This is a genomic window from Occallatibacter sp., assembly GCF_036502485.1.
GTDB lineage: Bacteria > Acidobacteriota > Terriglobia > Terriglobales > Acidobacteriaceae > Telmatobacter.
This window is the reverse complement of sequence record NZ_DASXYM010000117.1, coordinates 1-20,182: the sequence shown is the minus strand read 5'-3', so window position 1 is coordinate 20,182 and position 20,182 is coordinate 1. Positions and strand designations below refer to the sequence as shown.

Genomic DNA, 20,182 nt, shown 5'->3' with positions numbered 1-20,182 from the left:
CCACCTGACGCCGCAGACCATGTACCCTGTTATCGAGGAGAACCATCCCCACGCATGAAGATCGCCATTCAGGGAGAGCCCGGCTCTTTCAGTCATGAAGCAGCGCTGAAGCTTGTGCCGGACGCGACAATCGTGCCCACGGCCCTCTCGGCGGATGTATTTGCGGCTCTGTCCGACGGCAGTGTGGATGCCGCCGTCATTCCCATTGAGAACAGCCTTGCCGGTTCCGTGTTGGAGCACTTCGACCTGCTCCTCACGCACGACGTACAGGTGGAGCGCGAAACGCTGCTGCGCATTCGGCACAATCTGATCGGCATGCCCGGCACCACCATCGAGGACATCGGCCGCGTGTTCTCGCATCCGGTCGCGCTGGCGCAGTGTCGAAAGTTTCTGGCTTCTCATCCTGACATGGAGTCGTTTGCGTACTACGACACCGCGGGCAGCGTGAAGCAGTTGATGGAACTCCGCGACCGCCACGCGGGGGCAATTGCCAGCGCCGCGGCAGCCCAGGTCTATGGTGCGCACATTCTTGCCGCCGATGTGGAAGATAACCCTGAGAACTACACGCGCTTCTTTCTGATCCGCCGGTCGAGTGAGGCAGCCGCCGATCCCGATGCGAACAAGATCAGCATCGCGTTCAGCGTGGAGAACCGCCCTGGATCCCTGGTCGCCGCGCTGGCCGAACTGTCGACGCTGGGGACCAACCTCACCAAAATCGAATCACGTCCGGTGCACGGCAAACCGTGGGAGTATGTGTTCTATGTCGACTGCCAGTTGCGCACCCGCAGCGAGGGCGAGCGAGCCCTGGCGGTGCTCAACCCGCACTGCGCGATGGTGAAATCCCTGGGCTGCTACCGCGAAGCAAGCCAATAACGAGTTTGCAACGCGGCAAGGCCCTATTCTCTGCTGCCGATGACTGCCACGGCGGGCCGCAATTCCGCCTGTCTGGTTACAACGCTTAACTTCGCCGGAGTGATTTCCGGCTCCTCCCAGAACTTTGAATCCTTCATCGCTTCAATGTGAATTTCGCCCGCGCGCTTCGTGCTCTGCACGATAACCTGCGCCAGCCCATTGAACAGAGATCGCCTCGGCTCCTTGTCGCTCTCCTGGCAGTTGGGATCGCCGTTGCCAACGCCGATGAGTTTACCCGCTCCGGAGATGTTGAACGCCAGGCGGTTGGACGCCGTGGGCACAAAGCGGCCCTCCGTGTCGAACGCCTCCACCTTGATGACCACCACGTCCTCTCCGTCCGCATTGATCTCCTTGCGGTTCGCAGTCAGACGTATCTGGCTCGGAGCGCCCGTGGTTTCGCGCTTCTCCGTGAGGATGACCTTGCCATCTTTTGAGGCGCGCGCCTCGATGGAGCCGGGCTCGTAGCGCACCTTCCATTCCACGTGTCCCAGGCGCGGAACCTTCTGGCTGCCCTGGCTCTTGCCATTGGCAATCAGTTCCACTTCATCCGCGTTGGAGTAAACCCACACGGAGATCTCCTCGCCATTCCGGCCCTCCCAGTTCCAGTGCGGAAAGAGGTGCAGCGAGGGCTCCTTGCCCCACCACGCTTTGTAGTAAAAGAAATTGTCTTTGGGATAGCCGCACATATCCACGATGCCGAACTGCGAGTTAATGGACGGCCATCCATAAGGCGTCGGCTCGCCCCGATAATCAAAGCCCGTCCATGCAAACCCTCCCGCCATCCAATCGCGAGTGCCGTAGAACTTCCACCACTCTTCGGCCGTCTCGCCCCAGGGCACCACGCCGTCATAGGAGTTGACCCAGTTGCGCAGCTTGTCAGTGGAGTAAATGCCACGCGTACCGATGGCACTCGATGTCTCGGATCCGTAGCAGGCCTTCTCCGGGTGTTCGGCGTGGAACTTGTCGGGAAATTTCAGGTTGTAGTTGAATCCAACGATGTCGAGCGCGTCCGATACACCCTGCTGGTTGTTTCCGTTCACGGCGGCCGAAACCACGCGCGTCGGATCGATTTCGTGGCAGAGTCGCACCATGTCCGCGCCGATGCGAGCGCCCTGCGCCGCCATCGCGCTCTGCATCTGACCTTCTTCATTTCCAATCGACCACAGAATGATTGAGGGCGAGTTGCGATAGCGCTTCAACATCTCCTCAAGCTGCGCCATGCCTTCAGCATTGGAGCTCATCTGGCGCGTCTCGCACATCATCATCATCCCCATGCGATCGCAAGCCTCTACCCACTCGGGCGTGGGCATGTTATGCGAGGTGCGCACGGCATTGCCGCCCATATCCTTGAGCACCGCCAGGCGAAACCACTGCACGGCGTCAGGCAATGCTGCGCCCACGCCGGCGTGATCCTGATGATTGCAGGTGCCCTGAATCTTCACCGTCTTGCCATTCAGGAGGAAGCCTTTGTCCGCGGTGAATTGCGCGGTGCGCACCCCGAAGTTGATCTTTTCTGCGTCACTGGATTTGCCATCGGCTTCGACCGCGACAATCGCGGAGTAAAGATTCGGCGCGTCCACTGACCAGAGCGCAGGATTCGCCAGCTTCGCTGTCGCTGTGTAGTTCGCGGAGCCGTCCGCGGCAATCGCCTGTGCGGCGGCCGTGGCCGTCGCGACTTCCTTGCCGGATCCATCCACGATCTTCCAGTTGACCCTGGCATTCGCCGGCTTCCCGCTATCGTTCCGGACCGTGGTGCCGAGCTCGAGGCTGGCAGTATTTCCATTCAGCGCCGGGCGCACCCAGGAGTCCAGGTAGCCGAGGTGCACGGGATCCGCCTTCGTGAGCCAGACGTGGCGATAGATTCCCGCGCCCTCGTAAAACCAGCCGTCGCCCATGGAAGCATCCACGCGCAGAACAATATAGTTCTTCGCGCCATAGGCGAGGAAATTAGTAAGGTCGAACCGGAACGGGGCATAGCCGTTGTCATTGCGGCCAATGAAGCAGCCGTTCACGAACACAATGACGCTGCGGAAAGCGCCGTCAAATTCAACCCAGGTGCGGCGGTCCTTGTCCGCCGCGGGGACATCGAATTCGCGACGATACCAGCCCACGCTGGTCTCGGGGTAGCGCCTGCCCAGCGGCTTGTAGCCGTGCGACTGCTGCTCGTCGTCGTGCACAAAAGGGAGTTCGACGGCCCAGTCGTGGGGCAGGTTGAGGGCACGCCATTTGGAGTCGTCAAAGCTCGCCTTGGCAAACTTGAAGTCGCCGGTTTTGGCGAAGTCTCCCTGACCGTAGCCGAAGCCCAGGTCCCTCGAAGGGTCGGTGCCATGCCCAAAAGTGAACTTCCAGCCGAAGTCGAACAACAGCTTTTCTCTTGGCGCGATGGCCGGAGCATCCGCCAAAGCAGCAGCCGCGCGGGCCCACGCGGGCGAAGACAGCAAGGTCGAAGCTGAGACGGCGAATCCGGAGGCAAGCAGGTCGCGGCGAGAGATACGAGGCATAGAGTCCCTTTTCCAGAGCCGAACATGCCGGCAGCGGCAAACATCGAGGCGGATCGGCAAGGGTGAACTATATACGATGCGGCCGCGCGAAGTAAACGGTTTCATGCGTCGATTGACACCACCTGCGCCCTGCCGCCCGCCTCCCCGAAATGGAGAGCACCTTGTGATAAATTCAATAAGTACCACCCTCCGGAGAGATGGCCGAGTGGCTGAAGGCGCACGCTTGGAAAGCGTGTTTGGGGGAAACTCCAACCTGGGTTCGAATCCCAGTCTCTCCGCCAGCTTCCCAGGCAAATCCCAGAACAATCAGATCACCTATTTACGCCATGACCTTCTGAGCGGGCGAGGTCGACCTGTGCTTCTCTGCCTGCGGGCGAGGATGGATGCCCCTGTTTTCGGGCGGACTGAAGCGGCTGCGAATGTCTGCATGCCGTGTTAGGTTGAGGCAAAGGAGCAGTTGATCCCATTCCTTATGCTCAACCGACTCAGAGTGGTTCTCCTGTTGGCCCTGGCCTCTGCCCCAAGCCTGTTCGGCGCCGATTTCAGCATGACGGTGACCGACAAGAATTACCTCAACACCCAAGGTTTCAGCGTCTTTCTGTACGACAGCACGTACCATCCGGTTTTCGTCGACCAGAAAAACACAGCCATGGAGTTGATTCTCCACGGCCAGCGGATCGCCACCAACGGCGACGTGCGCCTGATGCCGACCCCCGAGCAGTGGGACCTGGTGGCAACCCTCAAGGGGAAGCAGGCCGACAAAGCCACCAACAGGCTCACGGCTAACCTCGCTTTCCCAAGCTTCGACCTCAGTTACACCCTTGAGGTCGCAGCAGAACCAGGCGGTGCGAAGGTCAGCATCAATCTGGACAAGCCGTTGCCGGAGAAACTGGCCGGGCGGGCGGGGTTCAACCTGGAGTTTCTGCCCTCGATCTACATGGGCAAGACTTATCTGGTGGACGGAAACAAGGCCGGCATCTTTCCGCGCACGCCGAACGACACCATGGTTAAGGTGTTGCCGCTGGCCGATGAGCCCAGGAAGGCATACTACCTGGAGGACTGGGACAAAGCGAAGGGGTACACGCAGCCGCTGCCGTTCGCGCAAGGTAAGAGCATCACGCTGGGCGTTGACGACGCGCTGGGCCGCGTCAACGTGAAGTCAGACACGGCCGACCTTATGCTGTTCGATGGACGCGATCGCGCGCAAAACGGCTGGTTCGTGTTGCGTTCGCTCATCCCCTCGGGCAAGACCACGGGCGCCATCGTGTGGCACATCAGGCCCGACGTAATTCCCAACTGGACACGGCCGCCGGTGATCGCGCACAGTCAGGTGGGCTATGCGCCGGGTTTCCAAAAGGTGGCGGTGCTCGAGCTCGACCCCAAATACGACGCGCCGAAGACGGCCAAGGTGCTGCGCCTGATGGAGGACGGATCGTACAAGCAGGCGTTTGAGGGACCAATCACGCCTTCAACGCCTTGGCTGCGGTATGTCTATTCAAAATTCGACTTCACTCCGGTGAAGGAGCCCGGCCTTTATGTGATTGAGTACGCGGACCAGCGTACTGCGCCCTTCCCCATCTCAGAAGATGCTTACGCCAACATCTGGCAGGACAGCCTGGACCATCACATCGCGGCCCAAATGGATCATGTTTCCGTGCGTGAGGGCTACCGGGTGTGGCACGGCGCTTCGCATCTGGATGACGGCCGTCTCGCGCCCGTGGTGGGCGAGCAATTCGACGGCTGGAATCAGGCTACGGCAACCGACGGCAAGTATAAAGGGGGCGATCACATCCCGGGGATGAACGTGGGCGGCTGGTATGACGCCGGCGACTTCGACCTGGAGGAGCCTGCGCAACTCAGCGTGATTCAGAGCCTGGCGCTGGCGTATCGCGAATTTAATCTGAAGTACGACGAGCTTACGGTGGATGAAGGGACGCGCCAAGTTGAGATGCACCGTCCCGATGGCGTGCCGGATACGGTGGAGCAGGTGAAACACGGTGCGCTGCTTATCCTGGCGCAGTTCCACAATATCGGCCACGCGATCCGCGGCACGCATGAGCCGGATCTGCGCCAGTACACGCATCTGGGCGATGGAGCATCGAAAACTGACGGCCGCATCTATGATCCGAAACTCGGTTCAAACGAAGTGAGGGGCGACCTCTCCGGCAGGCCGGACGATCGCTGGATCTTCTCCACGAACAGCCCGTTCTTCCAGTGGAACGCAATTGCAGCGCTGGCCGCGGCCGCCGATACGCTGAAAGGCTACGACGACGCATTGGCGAAAAACTGCCTGGAGACCGCGATTAAGGCATGGAACGACGAGAAGAATCACCCAACACCGTTTCCCTCCGGCGGATGGGGCGGCGCTCCGGAGAGTGCTCCCGCAAACGGCGTGCTCGCCGCCTCCCAGGGTGTGACCTCTGGTGCTCACTTGCCCAGGAACGCACGAGGCAACGCGGCTGCTCCGACAAATTCCAGCACGGCCAGCGCGCAAACAACTCCTCCGGCTGGCGGCGGGCGCGGTCGCTTCGGCGTGGGACTGGACTGGGCCGCGGCTTTGGAGTTGACCATTGCGACGGATGGCGCCGAGCCGTACAAGTCACGTCTCAAGGAGTTATTCCCTCAGATAATTACTCCCGAGCAGATGGAGTTCCACGGCTGGACGGCGGTCCGGGCATTGCCCTATCTGGACGCGAACGCGAAAGATCAGATGCGGGAAGCGGTGAAGACCTATATGGCTGGTCTGGACAAGCGATTGGATACCACTCCGTTCGGGGTGCCGCCGAGCCTCGGCACCTGGGGCGGCTCGGGTGCCGTGGTGGACATGGCCATCCGTATGTATTTCCTGCACAAGGCGTTTCCTGATCTTGTGGGGCCTGAGTACACACTTCGCGCCGTCAATTACATTCTGGGTACACATCCGGTGTCCAGCACTTCGTATGTAGCTGGAGTGGGTACAGTCTCGAAGACGAAGACGTACAGCAACAATCGCGCTGACAACGCCTACATTCCGGGCGCAGTCATTCCGGGATACATCATCATCAAGCCGGACTTTCCGGAGTGCATCGACGACTTTGGATTTCTATGGTTTGAGGATGAAGCAGTCGTTGCGGGATCGGCAAGTTGGGTAGTGGCCGGCAACGCGGCAGAGGCGATCATTCAAGAATCAAAATAGTTGAAGCAATCGGTGCGCCCCGTGGCTCCAAAGAGTGCCGGGCGCTCGAAGAACCACCTCGCGGACGGCCTGCGGCTCACGCCGAAGATGTGCCGGATCCAGGTACGCAGCAGGGGAAAGCGGGGCCGCAAGGGGCACCCGCTCCTCCGGCGGATCTACCGGAGGATGGGATTGATCTTGTCGGCAATCTGCTGCACCGCTGGATCTAAATGGAAGTTATCGTGGTTCGCTTCCAAGTCGAACCGTTGACAACATCCGAGGACAAACGGCTTCCATCCGAGGGAGTCATTGTCGTAAGGGTCCGGCTCACGATCGCGGGTGCGGAAGATGATTGCATCACCGCCGTATGGCTTCGGAACGAATGCTTGCCCGGCTATTCTGCCGCTCCTGTGCATAAGTTCCACCATTTTTCCAAGCGGGTCAGCGGGGTCACCGATGTCTGAGTTTCGAGTAGGGACAGAGACATCGCCGAGGCCTGACTTACCTCTTTTGGCAAAGCGCCTGATCTGTACCCGCATTGCGCTCAGACGGCCAATAACGTATGCAGGCCACTCGCGCCCGGGCACCGAGCGCATTCTGGCCGCGTGAGACACGAACTGACGGAGGCAATGGGCTACGAGCCTGTATAGCATCTTGCGTCCAGGCTGCGAACTCAGGTATGCCGGGTTGAAGATGTCGAAGAGAAACAGGGACGAGACGGGCTCGCCCATGCCTTCGAGTATGCAGGCCATTTCAAATGCCACCATACCACCAAAACAATATCCACCAAGCCGGTACGGTCCGTGAGGCTGTATCTTGCGAATCTCCTCAACGTAGCACTGCGCCGCCTCTTGAATGGTGGTGAATGGCCCAGAACCGTCCCATCCCTTGTTCTGAATGCAATACAGCGGAACACCGTCGTCGAGCACCCTGGCGAGCGGTCGCATGACCAATGCGGTTGCCGCCGCTGCAGAGACACAGAAAAAAGGCAAACACCCCGGTTTCCCCGGTTTCATGGGAACGACGATCTCCCAGCCTTTGGCTTTTTCAGGTGAACGCTTAGAACGCGAGTTCTCAATGAAATCCGCGAAACGCGCCACGGTTGGGCACTGCAGCAAGGCTGTGAGCGGCAGGGGCTGCTCCGGAACGAACTGCTGTACTCGCGCAATGAGTTGGACAGCGAGAAGCGAATGCCCTCCGAGATCGAAGAAGTCGTCGTTCCGGCCGACCCGCTCAAGTCTCAAGATCTCAGCCCAGATTTCAGCGAGCTTGGATTCGATTTCGCCTATCGGTGCCTGATAAGCTTGCACAGCAAATGCCGTGCTCTCAGGCGGCGGCAGAGCTTTTCTGTCCAACTTGCCATTTGGGGTTAACGGCAGAGCATCCAGGCGCACGTAGGCAGCCGGGAGCATGTATTCGGGGAGACTCGCCGCCAGGTGCACTCGCAACTGCTCGGCACCTGATTCAGCCAGGTCAAAACCGCTGCCAGGCCGAGTTGTAAAGTACGCTACGATCCGCTTATCGCCCGGGACATCTTCGCGCACGATGGCTGCTGCTTCACGGACGGCCGGGTGCTTGCCCAACTGGACTTCGATTTCACCAAGTTCGATGCGGAATCCGCGGATCTTTACCTGGTTGTCCACACGATTTAAGCATTGGAGAGTTCCATCCTGATTCCAACGCGCGAGATCGCCCGTGCGATAAAAACGGGCGCCAGGTACAAAGGGGTTAGGAACAAAGCGCTCTCCCGTTAACTCTTCGCGATGCAGATATCCGTGCGCGAGACCATCACCGCCAATGTATAGCTCACCACTTACTCCGATAGGAACAGGCTCGCGATTCGCATTCAACACATAGACCTGAGTGTTGGCTATCGGTTTGCCAATGGGAACAGCGAAGTCGGCCGAAGTTACCTTATGTATAGTGGACCACACTGTTGTCTCTGTGGGTCCATACATATTCCACACCGCGTCACAACGCTGGAGCAGATTACCGGCCAAGTCGGAAGGCATCGGTTCGCCACCGCAGAGAAGAGTCAGGTTGGGCGCGCCTGACCAACCCGCATGAAGCAATGCGCGGAATGTGGCGGGAGTAGCCTGCATGACAGTACATTTCGATTCCCGTATCAGTTCCATCAGCCGATAAGGATCGTGGGTGTCAGCAGCGTCGGCGATCACGACTCGACCGCCGCATAGGAGGGGCAAATACAGTTCCAAACCGGCGATGTCAAAGGAGAGCGTTGTCACCGCCAGCAGTGTATCCGCCTCGCTGAAGCCCGGCGCGCGGCGCATGGAACAAAGGAAATTCACGATCGCGGAATGTGGAATTGCCACACCCTTGGGTTTGCCTGTTGACCCTGACGTGTAGAGCACGTATGCAGGGCACTCTGGCCCGACCCCGGGAAGCCCCCCGATGGTGGTGCTCTTCTCGATTTCGCTCCAATCGGAATCGAGACGGACAACGACCGGCGGCAACGCTGAGAGTGTCTCACATAGGTCGCGATGGGTAAGCAGGACCTTCATGCCGCTGTCTTCAACCATGTGCGCGAGGCGGCTGATCGGGAAAGCCGGATCGAGCGGAATGTAAGCGCCGCCTGCCTGAAGGATTCCGAGAAGTGCGACTACCATGTCCACGGAGCGCTCGACCATAACGCCCACGAGAACATCAGGTCCAACTCCGAGTGCGCGCAAGTGGAAGGCGAGTTGGTTGGCGCGCTGGAACAATTCACCATACGTCACATTCTGGTCGTTGACGACCAGCGCCGTCCGCTCCGGCCCTCGGTCGGCCGTTTGCTGCAACAGTTCATGAAGGCAGAGACTCTTCGGATACTCCAGGGCGGTATCGTTCCAGTCGACGAGCAACATCCGGCGTTCGGCTTGCGTGAGGAGGGCCAATGTAGAGATGCTTTCGTCTGGATCACGCATCAGTTCGCTGAGGAGCGTGCAATAATGGCTGCACATCCGGCGAATGGCATCCGCGGTAAACAGGTCAGTGCTGTACTCAATGACGGCGTCAAGGTTACCGGCACTTTCGGATAACGTGAGTGTCAAGTCGAACTTCGACGTCCCATTCTGCAATCGATGATTACTTGAAGCCTTCGAGACCTCTGAAACTCCTGGGGTGTCGTGGAGGACGAACATCACCTGAAAAAGCGGCGAACGGCTCGCATCGCGCTGCGGCGCCAGTTCAGCCACCAATTGCTCAAACGGAGCATCCGCATGGGCATACGCGCCCAGTGACTTCTCGCGCACCTGCCGCAAGAGGGTGCGGAAGTTCAGGTTATTCGTGAACCGACTCCGCAATACGACCGAATTCAGGAAATAGCCAACCAGACCTTCGGTCTCGCGCTGCCTGCGATTCGCCACCGGCGTACCGATTAGGATGTCATCTTGATTGGTGTAGCGGTGCAGAAAGGCCGCAAACGTGGCTTCCATGGTCATGAAGAGCGTGGTCTGCTCCTGACGGCCCACCTCCTTCAGGCGCCGCAGCAACTCCTGCGGAATCGTGAACATCTCCGTTGAGCCGCAGAAACTTTGGACGGCGGGCCTGGGTTTGTCCGTCGGTAAATCCAGGACGAATGGAGCAGCCGCCAATTCCTGCTTCCAGTAAGAGAGCTGGTCCTCGAGCGCTTGTCCCTGAAGCCAGTCACGCTGCCAGCGGGCGAAATCAGCGTACTGTATGGGCAAGGTCTCGAGCGGAGACGGTTGTCTTTGAGAGAAGGCATGGTAGAGCTGGCGAAGCTCCTTCTGAATGATCTCCATCGACCATTCATCAGCAATGATGTGATGAATAGTGATGAGCAGCCGGTGTTCCCGCGGAGTGCAGTGCGCGACAGTCATGCGCAGCAATGGGAGCTTCGACAAGTCAAAGGGCTTACGCCCCTGTTTCTGGACCAAGTCGCTCCACGCCTGTTCGCGCTGCGGCTGCGAAAGTGACATCCAGTCAAGTTCCGGAACCTCCAATTCTAGTTCCGGCGATACGACTTGCACTGGCCGGCCGTCATTCTCGCTGAACCATGTGCGCAGCACCTCGTGCCTGCGCAAGAGTTCCTTGGCTGCCCGCTTCAGTGCCTCTGGGTTGTAGCTCCCTTCCAACCGGACCACATCGACAATATTGTAGGCGGAGCTGGCCGGGTTCATCCGGTGCAGGAACCAGAGTGGTTGTTGAGAATACGACAGAGGAGCAGGTCCAGGCTGCTTGCGGCACTCGATGTGTTGCAAGGTCTGGGCACCGGAGTCTTCGGTCTTGTCCAGAATGCCGGCCAACGCAGCAATAGTTGATGTTTCGAAAAGGGTCTGGGCCTGAAATTCGACCCCGAATTGATCGCGGATCCGTGATGCGGCCTTGATTGCAAGAAGTGAGTGTCCACCTAGGTCGAAGAAATCATCATTGATCCCGACCTCTTGAACCTTCAGCAGATCTTTCCAAATTGAGGCGAGTGACTGTTCAGTATGCGTGCGCGGCTGGGCAGCGTCCTGGACAGCCGTGGTTTCAGCAACCACGGAAGCGAGTGCTTTACGGTCAATCTTGCCATTGTGAGTAAGTGGCAAGGAATCAAGCTCAAGAAATCTGGCAGGGACCATGTATTCGGGCAGCCGCTCTTTCAAGAACTCCTTCGGTTGCGCTGGGTCCGAAGGTACGCCCAGCCGGCGAACAACATACGCAACTAGTTGCTTGTTGGACGAGGCATCGTCCTGCGCCAACACTGCACACGATTGCACAGCAGGGCAGGTTGCCAGGGCGGACTCGATTTCCCCCAGTTCGATGCGATATCCGCGAATCTTTACCTGGTCATCGGCACGCCCTAGGTATTCGATAACTCCGTCCTCGCGATAGCGAGCCAAATCCCCCGTCTTGTACATGCGTCCATGGGCGGATGAGGAAAACGGATCAGGCAAAAAACGTTGTTGAGTCAACTCGGGCCGGTTGAGATAACCGCGAGCCACGCCATCGCCACCGATGAACAGCTCGCCCATGGTTCCCGGAGCTACGGGCTTCAGATCCTCATCGAGAATGTAGAGTTGAGTGTTGGCGATAGGCCGGCCAATCGGAATCGAGCCGTAATCCGGATCTTCCGGTCGCACTTCATACACACAGCAGCCGACTACTGTTTCAGTAGGTCCGTATTCGTTGATGATTCGAGTCGCGGGTGCAAAGTCTCGCCATAGCTGTACGCTTTTGGCGAGCAGGTTCTCCCCTCCGATTACGAATGTTCTGGTCATTCCCGACACTTCGTCCGGAGCCAACTGCAAGTTCAGCGCTTCCAGGTGAGCAGGGGTGATTTTCACCAGGCTTCGATCGCCGGTCCGGCGCAGAGCGGCCAACAGGTTCCGCGCTCCCATATCCTCTGAAAGGAGCTCGACCTGCCCACCTGTGATCAGCGCCGGATATAAGCTGGTGACAGTTAAGTCGAAGCAGATGGAGCTGTGCACCGGGACCGAACCACCGGGTTGGACTTTGTACGCCTCGACAGCCCACCACAAATAGTTCACCAGGCCTCGGTGAATAATCATGGCCCCTTTGGGCTTTCCTGTAGACCCGGAGGTATACATCACATACGCCAAATTTGAAGGGCTCACCCCTGACTCGATGTTGCTGCTGTCCAGTTGGGCTATGCTCGGCCAATCCGAATCCAGGCAAACCGTCTTTTCTTGCACAGATTGGAACATCGAGCTGTGCTGCGAATGCGTGAGTAGAACCGCCAAGGCAGCGTCGTCCACCATGAACGACAGGCGCTCCCTGGGGTAAGAGGGATCGAGCGGTACATAGGCAGCTCCCGCCTTCCACACCCCCAACAGGGCTACAACCATCTCCGGCGACCGACTGAAACAGACGCCGACCAAGACCTCGGGTCCGACATTCCGGTTGCGCAGATAGCGGGCGACTTGATTGGCGCGCTCGTTCAGTTCCCGATAACTCAGGCTCTGCCGTCCGCTGAGGACCGCAATGGCATCGGGTGCGCGTGCCACTTGCTCCTCAAAGAGTTGGTGCACACAGGCATCGGGGTACGCCAAGCGGGTGCCATTCCACTCGTGCAGAACCCGCTGGCGGTCCTCATGTGTCAGCCCCAGCGGCTGAGTGGCATCGCCGGAACCGCATGGCACCGTGCTGTCCGAGCTGGCAGCGGCCTTGTTATCAGTGACGCCTAGAGTGAGCATCCGATGAGTTCCTTCATGATTTCGTTTGCACCAGCGTAGATACGGTGTACACGACTATCGGCCCACATGCGAGCCACGGGGTATTCGGTGGAATACCCGTATCCGCCGTGCAACTGAACGCATTCATCCAGGACACGGCCTTCGCACTCGGTAAGCCAGTACTTGGCCATAGCGGCGGTGGTGGCATTGAAGCGACCAGCAATGAAGTCTCCAATGCACTTGTCAACAAACACACGGCCAATGTGGGACTCAGTGTGGCACTCCGCCAGCTTGAAGCGTGTGTTTTGAAGGTCCATCAAGGATGCGCCGAATGCGACACGATCCTTAACGTACTTTGTTGTCATCGTTACGGCACGTTCGGCCGTTGCGATCGCGGTCACGGCTACCATCAATCTTTCATATGGCAATTGGGCCATCAATTGCGAGAAGCCCATGCCCTCAGAAGGACCAAGAAGATTTGAAACTGGAACGCGCACGTCATCGAAGAATAGCTCGCAGGTATCTTGTTCGTGCATTCCGAGCTTTTCGAGCGGAGCACCAACGGTGAGGCCTGCGAGTTGTCCCGTTTCGATGGCAATGAGCGAGATGCTTTTGGGCCCCATCGCCTTAGGAACGGTTTTTACTGCTAGGACGACGATACCGGCGTGCCACCCGTTGGTTACGAAAGTTTTGGATCCGCGAATGACATATTCGGATCCATCGCGAGTGGCGCTCGTCTTGATGGCCTGGAGGTCCGATCCGGCTCCGGCTTCCGTCATAGCAATGGCGCCTACCAACTCACCGCGGCCCATTCGCGGCAACCAGTTTCGCTTCTGCGCTTCGTTGCCGTAGGCCTGAATGTAATGTGCCACAATGCTTTGATTGAGAGATCCGAAGTGAACGCCCGCTTGAGCGAGCTCCTCAGCTATCACAGCTTCATGGGCAACGGTTCCCCCGCCTCCGCCGTACTCCTCCGCTACATCGGTCAAGAGCAGACCTGCCGCGCCAGCTTGTGTCCAAGCCTCAACGTCCGGGCGACGTTGTTGCCGCCATCGCGTCTGGTGCGGTACAAACTCCTCCTGCACGAAGCGGCGGGCCGTCTTCCGGAACATCTGCAGTTCATCATTCATCCAAGGCAATTGATAGGCCACAGTTTTTGCTCTCTTTCGCACGCTCCTGGGACAGCTCTCCCGACGTCGCGTTCCAGCACAGGCATGCCTGATGGCAGTGATTCATCACATCGACTTGCAAGTTGAGGTCCAAACTTTGCGGTATCGGTATCCAGAGAGTTCTCACGGCGAGACGCGAAACTGAGAACTATCTTTCCAACCTGATGTGGAAAGTGATTTCCCTTTCTTCAGGAGGCGAAGAGGAAAACATTTCTACATTCAGAGCCACTCCAGGTGTGCCACATACTAGCCTGAGGGACTCGCTTCTTCGGCGTTTCGTGCGACCGGTCTGGCCGACACTTCTCCGAGAAGGCGGATGATCTGCTGTGTTCAGACGAGGGCGTGCCCCCCTGCCTCAGCACCACAGGAGAAGTTTCATTGCCATGGGGATGACTCGCCGAATCTGGGGGCGTGCGTGGAGAGAGACCTGCGCGGCAGCGCCGCTGCTCCGCACAACTTACCAACTAAATAGCATCAAAGGATCGCGGGAAGGAGCCATTCAGTGACTCCTTCCTTACCTATAGCATGATCGTCACTCCAAAGGTGACTAAGGCCGTCAGTCTGAGGCTGCTTCTGAACTGAATATGTGTTTCACCGCGAACAGCACCAATTCCACCCTATTCGAAACACCAAGCTTGTCGAAGATGTGCGTCATGTGGTGCTTGAGCGTATTCGGACTCACCGACGTTCGCTGCACGATATCGGCAGTAGACCAACCTGCAACAACTTCCGAAATGAATTCGAACTCGCGCGGCGTGATTCCGAACTTGCGCTTGGCAACTTGGAAAGCTGTGCTGGGGGTGGGAGCACTAGCTGCTCTCACGAGGCTTGCAACAGCTGCATTTCCCAGCACGTATTGTCCCGCCATAACTTCATGAATGGCGTCGCGAAGAGTCTCGGCGGTGGCATCACCCAATAAGATGCCCTTCACGCCGAGTTGTATGTACTGCGATAGATTGCGGGTATCGGACGGAGCGGACACCAGAATAATGTTGATTGAGGCCCCAGAGCGCCGGACCTCAGAGAGGATGTTCATTCCTTCCCTGAGTGCCAAATGCCAATCCATCAGGAGAACATCCGGGTTCAGCAGACTTACCATACGAACGATCGTCGGAAACTCCCCAGCATCCCCGATCACCTGGCATCCTCGACTCCCATTGAGAAGGGCCGCCAAGCCACTTCTGAAGAGAGCGTGATCCGCGGCCACGAAGATCCGAGCCTCTTTCGGACTTTCGACCTCAGCCCAGCCTTGGGTTGCGACACGCGGGCCCCTGCACGATTGACTCAATAGGCGTCCATTTATATGCGTCAACGACTTCATCTAGCCTCTCCTCCATCTGCTCTGCGCAATATGCATGTTCGGCGTCCGCACGTCGGTCGTTGTGCGGGCGTAGCGCGTCTATTGTTTGGGGGGGGTGAGCCGATTATAGGACCGCCGAAGGCCCGAGCGCAAAAAAAATGACCGATTCATCAAAACTTCAGATTTTCGGCCCTATGCTGTTGGACGTCTGCCGTTTACGTGACCAACGTGACCACTGAAGAGACACTAGCTGTAGCCCATAACGACCCTTCGGTAATAGTTACTCTACGCTGTGGCTCTCCTCGGGCAATCTCTGCAAACAATTCTTTACGAGCGGATCGCCAGCACGCGAGCTTTCGCCGCTTGCGCTGTCGCAAATCCGCACACCGCTTGCTGGCCTAGGGGCCTACTTGAAGTGGGTACTCCCTATGGCATTGCGAGGTGCCATAAGTTCCGCACCCATGTGCCTTTCGGAATGGCACTCGTGGGCCATTGCACATCGCAAACATCCGACTTACGATCCATGAGAATCACTTCTGTACTTTCACATTACTTTGGTGCATGCAGCGACAGGTAAACACTGCACCACTCTAACCGCTTCGAGTTATTGCGAGACCTTGAACATGCCCGATAGAGTGCAGCGAGCACAACGGTTTTCGATGGACAACGCCATGCATTACCGGGTCGGCGGCGAGGACATGTGGCATCGGGGCGGGGTGCTCAATATGAGTTCAACTGGAATCCTGTTCCGAGGGGGAGTTACGGTGAGGAAAGGGACGCGCATTGAAGTATCGATCGAATTACCCTGTGTCCATGCAACAACGCGGGGTGCCACGATCAATGCTACCGGCGTTGTTATGCGTTCTCATGATGGGGAGCCCACTGGGCAGGGTGTGGTGTTAGCGGCACAGTTAGTGTCTCTACGCATCCGTCGTCCTTAGGCGCAGTAAAGCCCAGGCGATGATAAGCTGGGCCGCTTCAATGATCGTCATCTCGGCAGCGAGATCAGCCTTTTAGAGCGGCGCTTCTGACCGTACATGCAGAAGCAATAGCAAGAGGATATGTGACTGACAGGGCGAAGCTACGTCCAAACGACGACACAGTTGGGGGATTGAGTGAATACTGACCTGACGAGCATTAGTCCCACTCACCGCCGGGATTCTGGGACGCCGGCAGGATGGTGGGCGGTCTACACACGGCACCACCATGAACAGGCAGTAGCGGATGTTTTGACCGCAAAGGGAGTTGAAGTACTTCTGCCAACTTTTGAGACGGCACGGCAATGGAAGGATAGGAAAAAGATCATTCGGATGCCATTGTTCCCCTGCTACTTGTTTGTGCGGGAGAGCCTGGGTGGTAGGCTTCCGGTTCTAACGACACCCGGTGTTCACATGATCCTTTCGCACGGCGAACGGTGCGCCATTGTTCCCGACGGAGAGATACAGGACATCATGCGGGCTGCTAGACACCCGGCGATGATCGAGCCACACCCCTTTCTCAATGCCGGGGAGAGAGTTCGGGTTATCCGAGGCGCAATGACAGGGGTCGAGGGGGTACTGGTGCGCAAGAAGAGCGGGTGGCGCCTGGTGATCTCCATAAGGTTGCTTACCCAGTCTGCAGCAGTCGAAGTAAGTTCGTTGGATGTGGAACCTGTGCGTGTTCAACCCCTGACAACCCCGGCTGTTACGCTCCCGTTCCATACATCCGTTTCCGCGGCTCTGTAGAGAGATGCAGCCACACCCGTCAATCGGTATCAGGAGAGACTATGAGAAAGGTAATATTCGTTGCGGTTATCATGGGCTGGTGTTCGGTGCCTCACCTGGGCACCTCGATGGTGCCCAGCGCCACGCGCGGTACCGTCAGCGGCTCACCGGCACCCGAAAATAGCATAAAAGAGCCGGAATTGTTGTCGCAGCCACCTATGCAAAGGGGGCGGCCGACAACAATAGCGGACAGACCTACGACATCACGCAAACCCGCTACAGTAAGCTACGAATTTGGAGTGCTTAACGTCGGGAACTCCGCGGAATTCATGCGAGCGTCGCTGGTTGACCCCGCGCCGCAATCCGTGGCCTACGGGCCCCCCGGGGCAGCTCGCGCCGAAGTCATCAAAACGTCTGACCAAGGTTCTGCGCGCCGCATTGATTTTTCCCGGGACAGCAGGATCGGCTCGATGATCTTGCTGAGGGTGGTTTCCTTTCTTTCGGCGAAGGCTGGCGGTCTCTTTCTGCTTGGCACAGGCCTTCTTGTCTCAGCCTTACTAGTCTTACGAAGAGGTAAGTCATCTCAAACGCTCAGACCCGCTCGTCTGTAGCTGCGTGTCATCTCCCACTGCCATGCATAATTTGAGTTAGCATCCCGTCCAAACGACCAATCCGAAAGTATTTACACAGACGAATTCCTGTGAAGGAACATGGAATGCAGACGCACGGAAAAACCTTCGATGCAATCGTAATTGGATCTGGAGCTGCCGGCAGCTTCGCAGTAAAAGAACTTACTGAAAGAGGCATGGACGTACTCATGCTGGAAGCAGGCCGAGATATCACGGAGCAGGACTTCAAGATCCCGGAAACACCGCGCCAGAAGGGGATCAATCTGACCACGCGGGCGCGGGCCGTACTCAAGGGCCAGCACATCCAGGCAAGAATCGGGTTTTTTGGCGAGCAGTTTAAAGATTTCTTTGTAAATGATCGCGAGAACCCGTACACCACGCCTTCCGGGGATTCCTACCTGTGGATCCGGGGACGACAGTTGGGAGGGCGCCTTCATCTTTACGGACGCGTGCTCCTGCGCATGACGGATTACGATTTTAAGGTGGCGAGCCGGGACGGCTTCGGTGAAGATTGGCCTATATCCTACAGTTGTTTGGCCCCCTATTATGAAAGGGTTGAGAAATTCGTCGGGCTGTACGGAACCGCCGATCAGATCAAGAATCTGCCCGATGGAAACTGTAGCGGGATGCCAAAGCTAACCGGTCTGGAGCAGGCGTTCAAGGCAACGGTCGAGGCCAACTGGCCGGATCGAAAAGTGATCTCCTGGAGATATGCGGCCCCAAATCTCAAACGCGTACCCCTCCCGATCCAGGCGGCCAAAGAAACCGGCCGGCTCACCACGCGTACCGGCGCAATCGTGCAACGCATCTCTATCGATCCCTCCACTGGAAGAGCGACGGGTGCAGAGTTCATCGACCGGTCATCAAGATCATTGGAATCGGTTTCTGCCAGCGTCGTCGTTCTGTGCGCATCTACAATCGAATCCATCCGAATCCTTTTCAATTCCGGGTGCACAAAGCATCCGAATGGGTTGGGTAACAGAAACGGTTTGCTTGGCCGCTACTTCATGGATCAATGTCCAAGTCAGATCTACGGATCCATACCCGGAAGCAAGGGATGGGAGCTAGACAACTCGGCACCCGACCCGTTCTATGGACCCTCAGGTGGCGTCTACATCCCGCGGTTTCAGAACTTGGACTCGGTCACTCATCCACAATTCAGAAGAGGGTTTGCATATCAAGGTGCAATTGGCCGCAGTTACGTTCCAGAGGATCGCGATGCTATTTTCGGAATCATGGGCTTCGGCGAGACACTTCCCTACTTCGAAAACTGCGTAACGGTGAATCGCAAACGCCAGGATGCTTGGGGGATCCCCGCCGCTCACATCAGATGCAGCATCGCTCAAAATGAGCGCGACTTGCTGCAGGAACAGATGAAATCGGTCAGAGACATGGTGGAGGCCTGCGGCTACAAGATCAGCTTTTCCGGATCCGCACTCGGTTTGGAAAACCCGAAGGAAGCGTTCCCGGAGGCTGACTGGCTTAGCCGGCTCATGTTCCGGACCTGCTTCAACAGGAGTCTCGCGATGGGGGCGGCCATTCACGAGTGTGGTGGAGCGCGAATGGGAAATGACCCCGCGACCTCTGTTGTAAATTCCTATAATCAGATGTGGGATTGCAAGAATCTGTTTGTCACCGATGGAAGCTGCTTTGTTTCAAGCGGCACCGTGGGGCCGGCACTCACCATCATGGCACTGACCGCACGTGCATGTGAGTACATCGCCGACCAATTCAAAAGCGGCTCCCTGTGAAGCTTGCATCAAATACTTCTACCGACGGACTTGCGCAATACACGATCAATCAGCGATAACTCTTCGGGCGCGAAGCGGTTGCTGTCGACCGCACGGATGTTAGCTAGCAGATGCTCCTTCTGCATCATCGAGAAGACAATTGCATGCGCCCCGGCGGGGTGCAAGGCCAATCCGAAGATCACTTCGAGCATGACCGGCCACTCCGCATCGCGCAACTTGCTTCGCAAAGGCTCGGGCGTAGTTTCGTCCGCAGAGAGCAACGACAGTACTGACTTGACGCTTGTAAGGTGCCGCTCACTTTGGAAAGGATGATTCACCATCATGAAAACGCCGCGGTCTCCGGCACGGCACAATTCAGACGTCTGCAACGCAAAAGGGTTGAATCCATATTCCATTGCGTCCAACTTGGTCGATAAAGCCTCAGCCACCACTTCAGGCGCTGCGTAAAGACCGGTACGGATTACCTTCCCTGCCTTCGCCAACAGTTCGAGTTCACCCAGCATGTCTTGCCGAAGGACGACATCTAAACCAGCATCATGCAGCAGAAAGATATCGATATAGTCTGTGCGGAGATTTCGCAGGCTTGAGTCGAGTGACCTCCTGAGACCGTCAACAGAAAACCGGCCCTGGGGTGCTCCCCCTCTTGAGCCGCGCCTCCATCGGTGCCGGACTCCCGGGAGTCCCAAGCGTCTTGACAGTCGAACAGCAGGAATGGCAATGCGCTTCAGGCGAGACAATGGCTGCGGTTCAATGCCATATTTAGTGACCAACGTGATGCGGTCACGTTTTCCACTCAGAAATCCACCTAGAAGGCTCTCAGCTTCCCCAAACCCGTAACTCGGGGCAGTTTCAAACAGGCTCATTCCGGACTGCCAGGCGAGGTGCATAGCGCGCAGGGATTCATTGCGTCCCACTCGTCCAAGCAC

10 protein-coding genes and 1 tRNA gene are annotated in these 20,182 nt (G+C 57.6%); 6 read left to right on the top strand and 5 right to left on the bottom strand.

Translation table 11 applies throughout. From position 1 onward, the window contains the following. Positions 1-54 precede the first annotated feature (54 nt). Complete coding sequence (pheA, locus tag VGL22_RS15540; protein WP_465267854.1) at positions 55-873, top strand: prephenate dehydratase; 819 nt, start codon at positions 55-57, stop codon at positions 871-873. A 23-nt stretch (positions 874-896) separates the two neighbouring features. Here pheA and galA read toward each other — a convergent pair whose 3' ends face one another. Continuing rightward, positions 897-3,413: a beta-galactosidase GalA gene (gene galA, locus VGL22_RS15535; RefSeq protein WP_465267853.1), complete on the bottom strand. Its 2,517-nt coding sequence runs from the start codon at positions 3,411-3,413 to the stop codon at positions 897-899. Between the two features lie 191 nt (positions 3,414-3,604). Here galA and VGL22_RS15530 point away from each other — a divergent pair. Further along, positions 3,605-3,694: transfer RNA gene (locus tag VGL22_RS15530), tRNA-Ser, on the top strand. Positions 3,695-3,885: 191 nt separating this feature from the next. Next, complete coding sequence (locus VGL22_RS15525; protein WP_465267852.1) at positions 3,886-6,588, top strand: glycoside hydrolase family 9 protein; 2,703 nt, start codon at positions 3,886-3,888, stop codon at positions 6,586-6,588. A 155-nt stretch (positions 6,589-6,743) separates the two neighbouring features. On the opposite strand, the gene VGL22_RS15520 is transcribed toward VGL22_RS15525, so the two are convergent. The 3 genes from VGL22_RS15520 to VGL22_RS15510 all read right to left on the bottom strand — a co-directional run bounded on the left by VGL22_RS15520 (position 6,744) and on the right by VGL22_RS15510 (position 15,194). Further along, entirely contained in the window at positions 6,744-12,725 is a 5,982-nt protein-coding gene (locus tag VGL22_RS15520) for an amino acid adenylation domain-containing protein (RefSeq protein ID WP_465267851.1), read from the bottom strand. Beyond that, complete coding sequence (locus VGL22_RS15515; RefSeq protein WP_465267850.1) at positions 12,713-13,855, bottom strand: acyl-CoA dehydrogenase family protein; 1,143 nt, start codon at positions 13,853-13,855, stop codon at positions 12,713-12,715. Before VGL22_RS15515 ends, VGL22_RS15520 begins: the two co-directional genes overlap by 13 nt. 574 nt (positions 13,856-14,429) lie before the next feature. Then, positions 14,430-15,194: a response regulator gene (locus tag VGL22_RS15510; protein WP_465267849.1), complete on the bottom strand. Its 765-nt coding sequence runs from the start codon at positions 15,192-15,194 to the stop codon at positions 14,430-14,432. A 602-nt stretch (positions 15,195-15,796) separates the two neighbouring features. On the opposite strand from VGL22_RS15510, the gene VGL22_RS15505 reads away from it, so the two are divergent. The 3 genes from VGL22_RS15505 to VGL22_RS15495 all read left to right on the top strand — a co-directional run bounded on the left by VGL22_RS15505 (position 15,797) and on the right by VGL22_RS15495 (position 19,256). Then, complete coding sequence (locus tag VGL22_RS15505; protein ID WP_465267848.1) at positions 15,797-16,114, top strand: PilZ domain-containing protein; 318 nt, start codon at positions 15,797-15,799, stop codon at positions 16,112-16,114. Between the two features lie 174 nt (positions 16,115-16,288). Next, a complete protein-coding gene (locus VGL22_RS15500; protein ID WP_465267847.1) occupies positions 16,289-16,897 on the top strand; it encodes a UpxY family transcription antiterminator in 609 nt (202 codons plus the stop codon). Between the two features lie 694 nt (positions 16,898-17,591). Continuing rightward, positions 17,592-19,256, top strand: coding sequence for a GMC oxidoreductase (locus VGL22_RS15495; RefSeq protein WP_465267846.1), 1,665 nt, complete (start codon positions 17,592-17,594; stop codon positions 19,254-19,256). A gap of 8 nt (positions 19,257-19,264) precedes the next feature. On the opposite strand, the gene VGL22_RS15490 is transcribed toward VGL22_RS15495, so the two are convergent. After that, positions 19,265-20,182 (bottom strand): aldo/keto reductase (locus tag VGL22_RS15490; protein WP_465267845.1); only part of this gene is annotated, 918 nt, incomplete at its 5' end.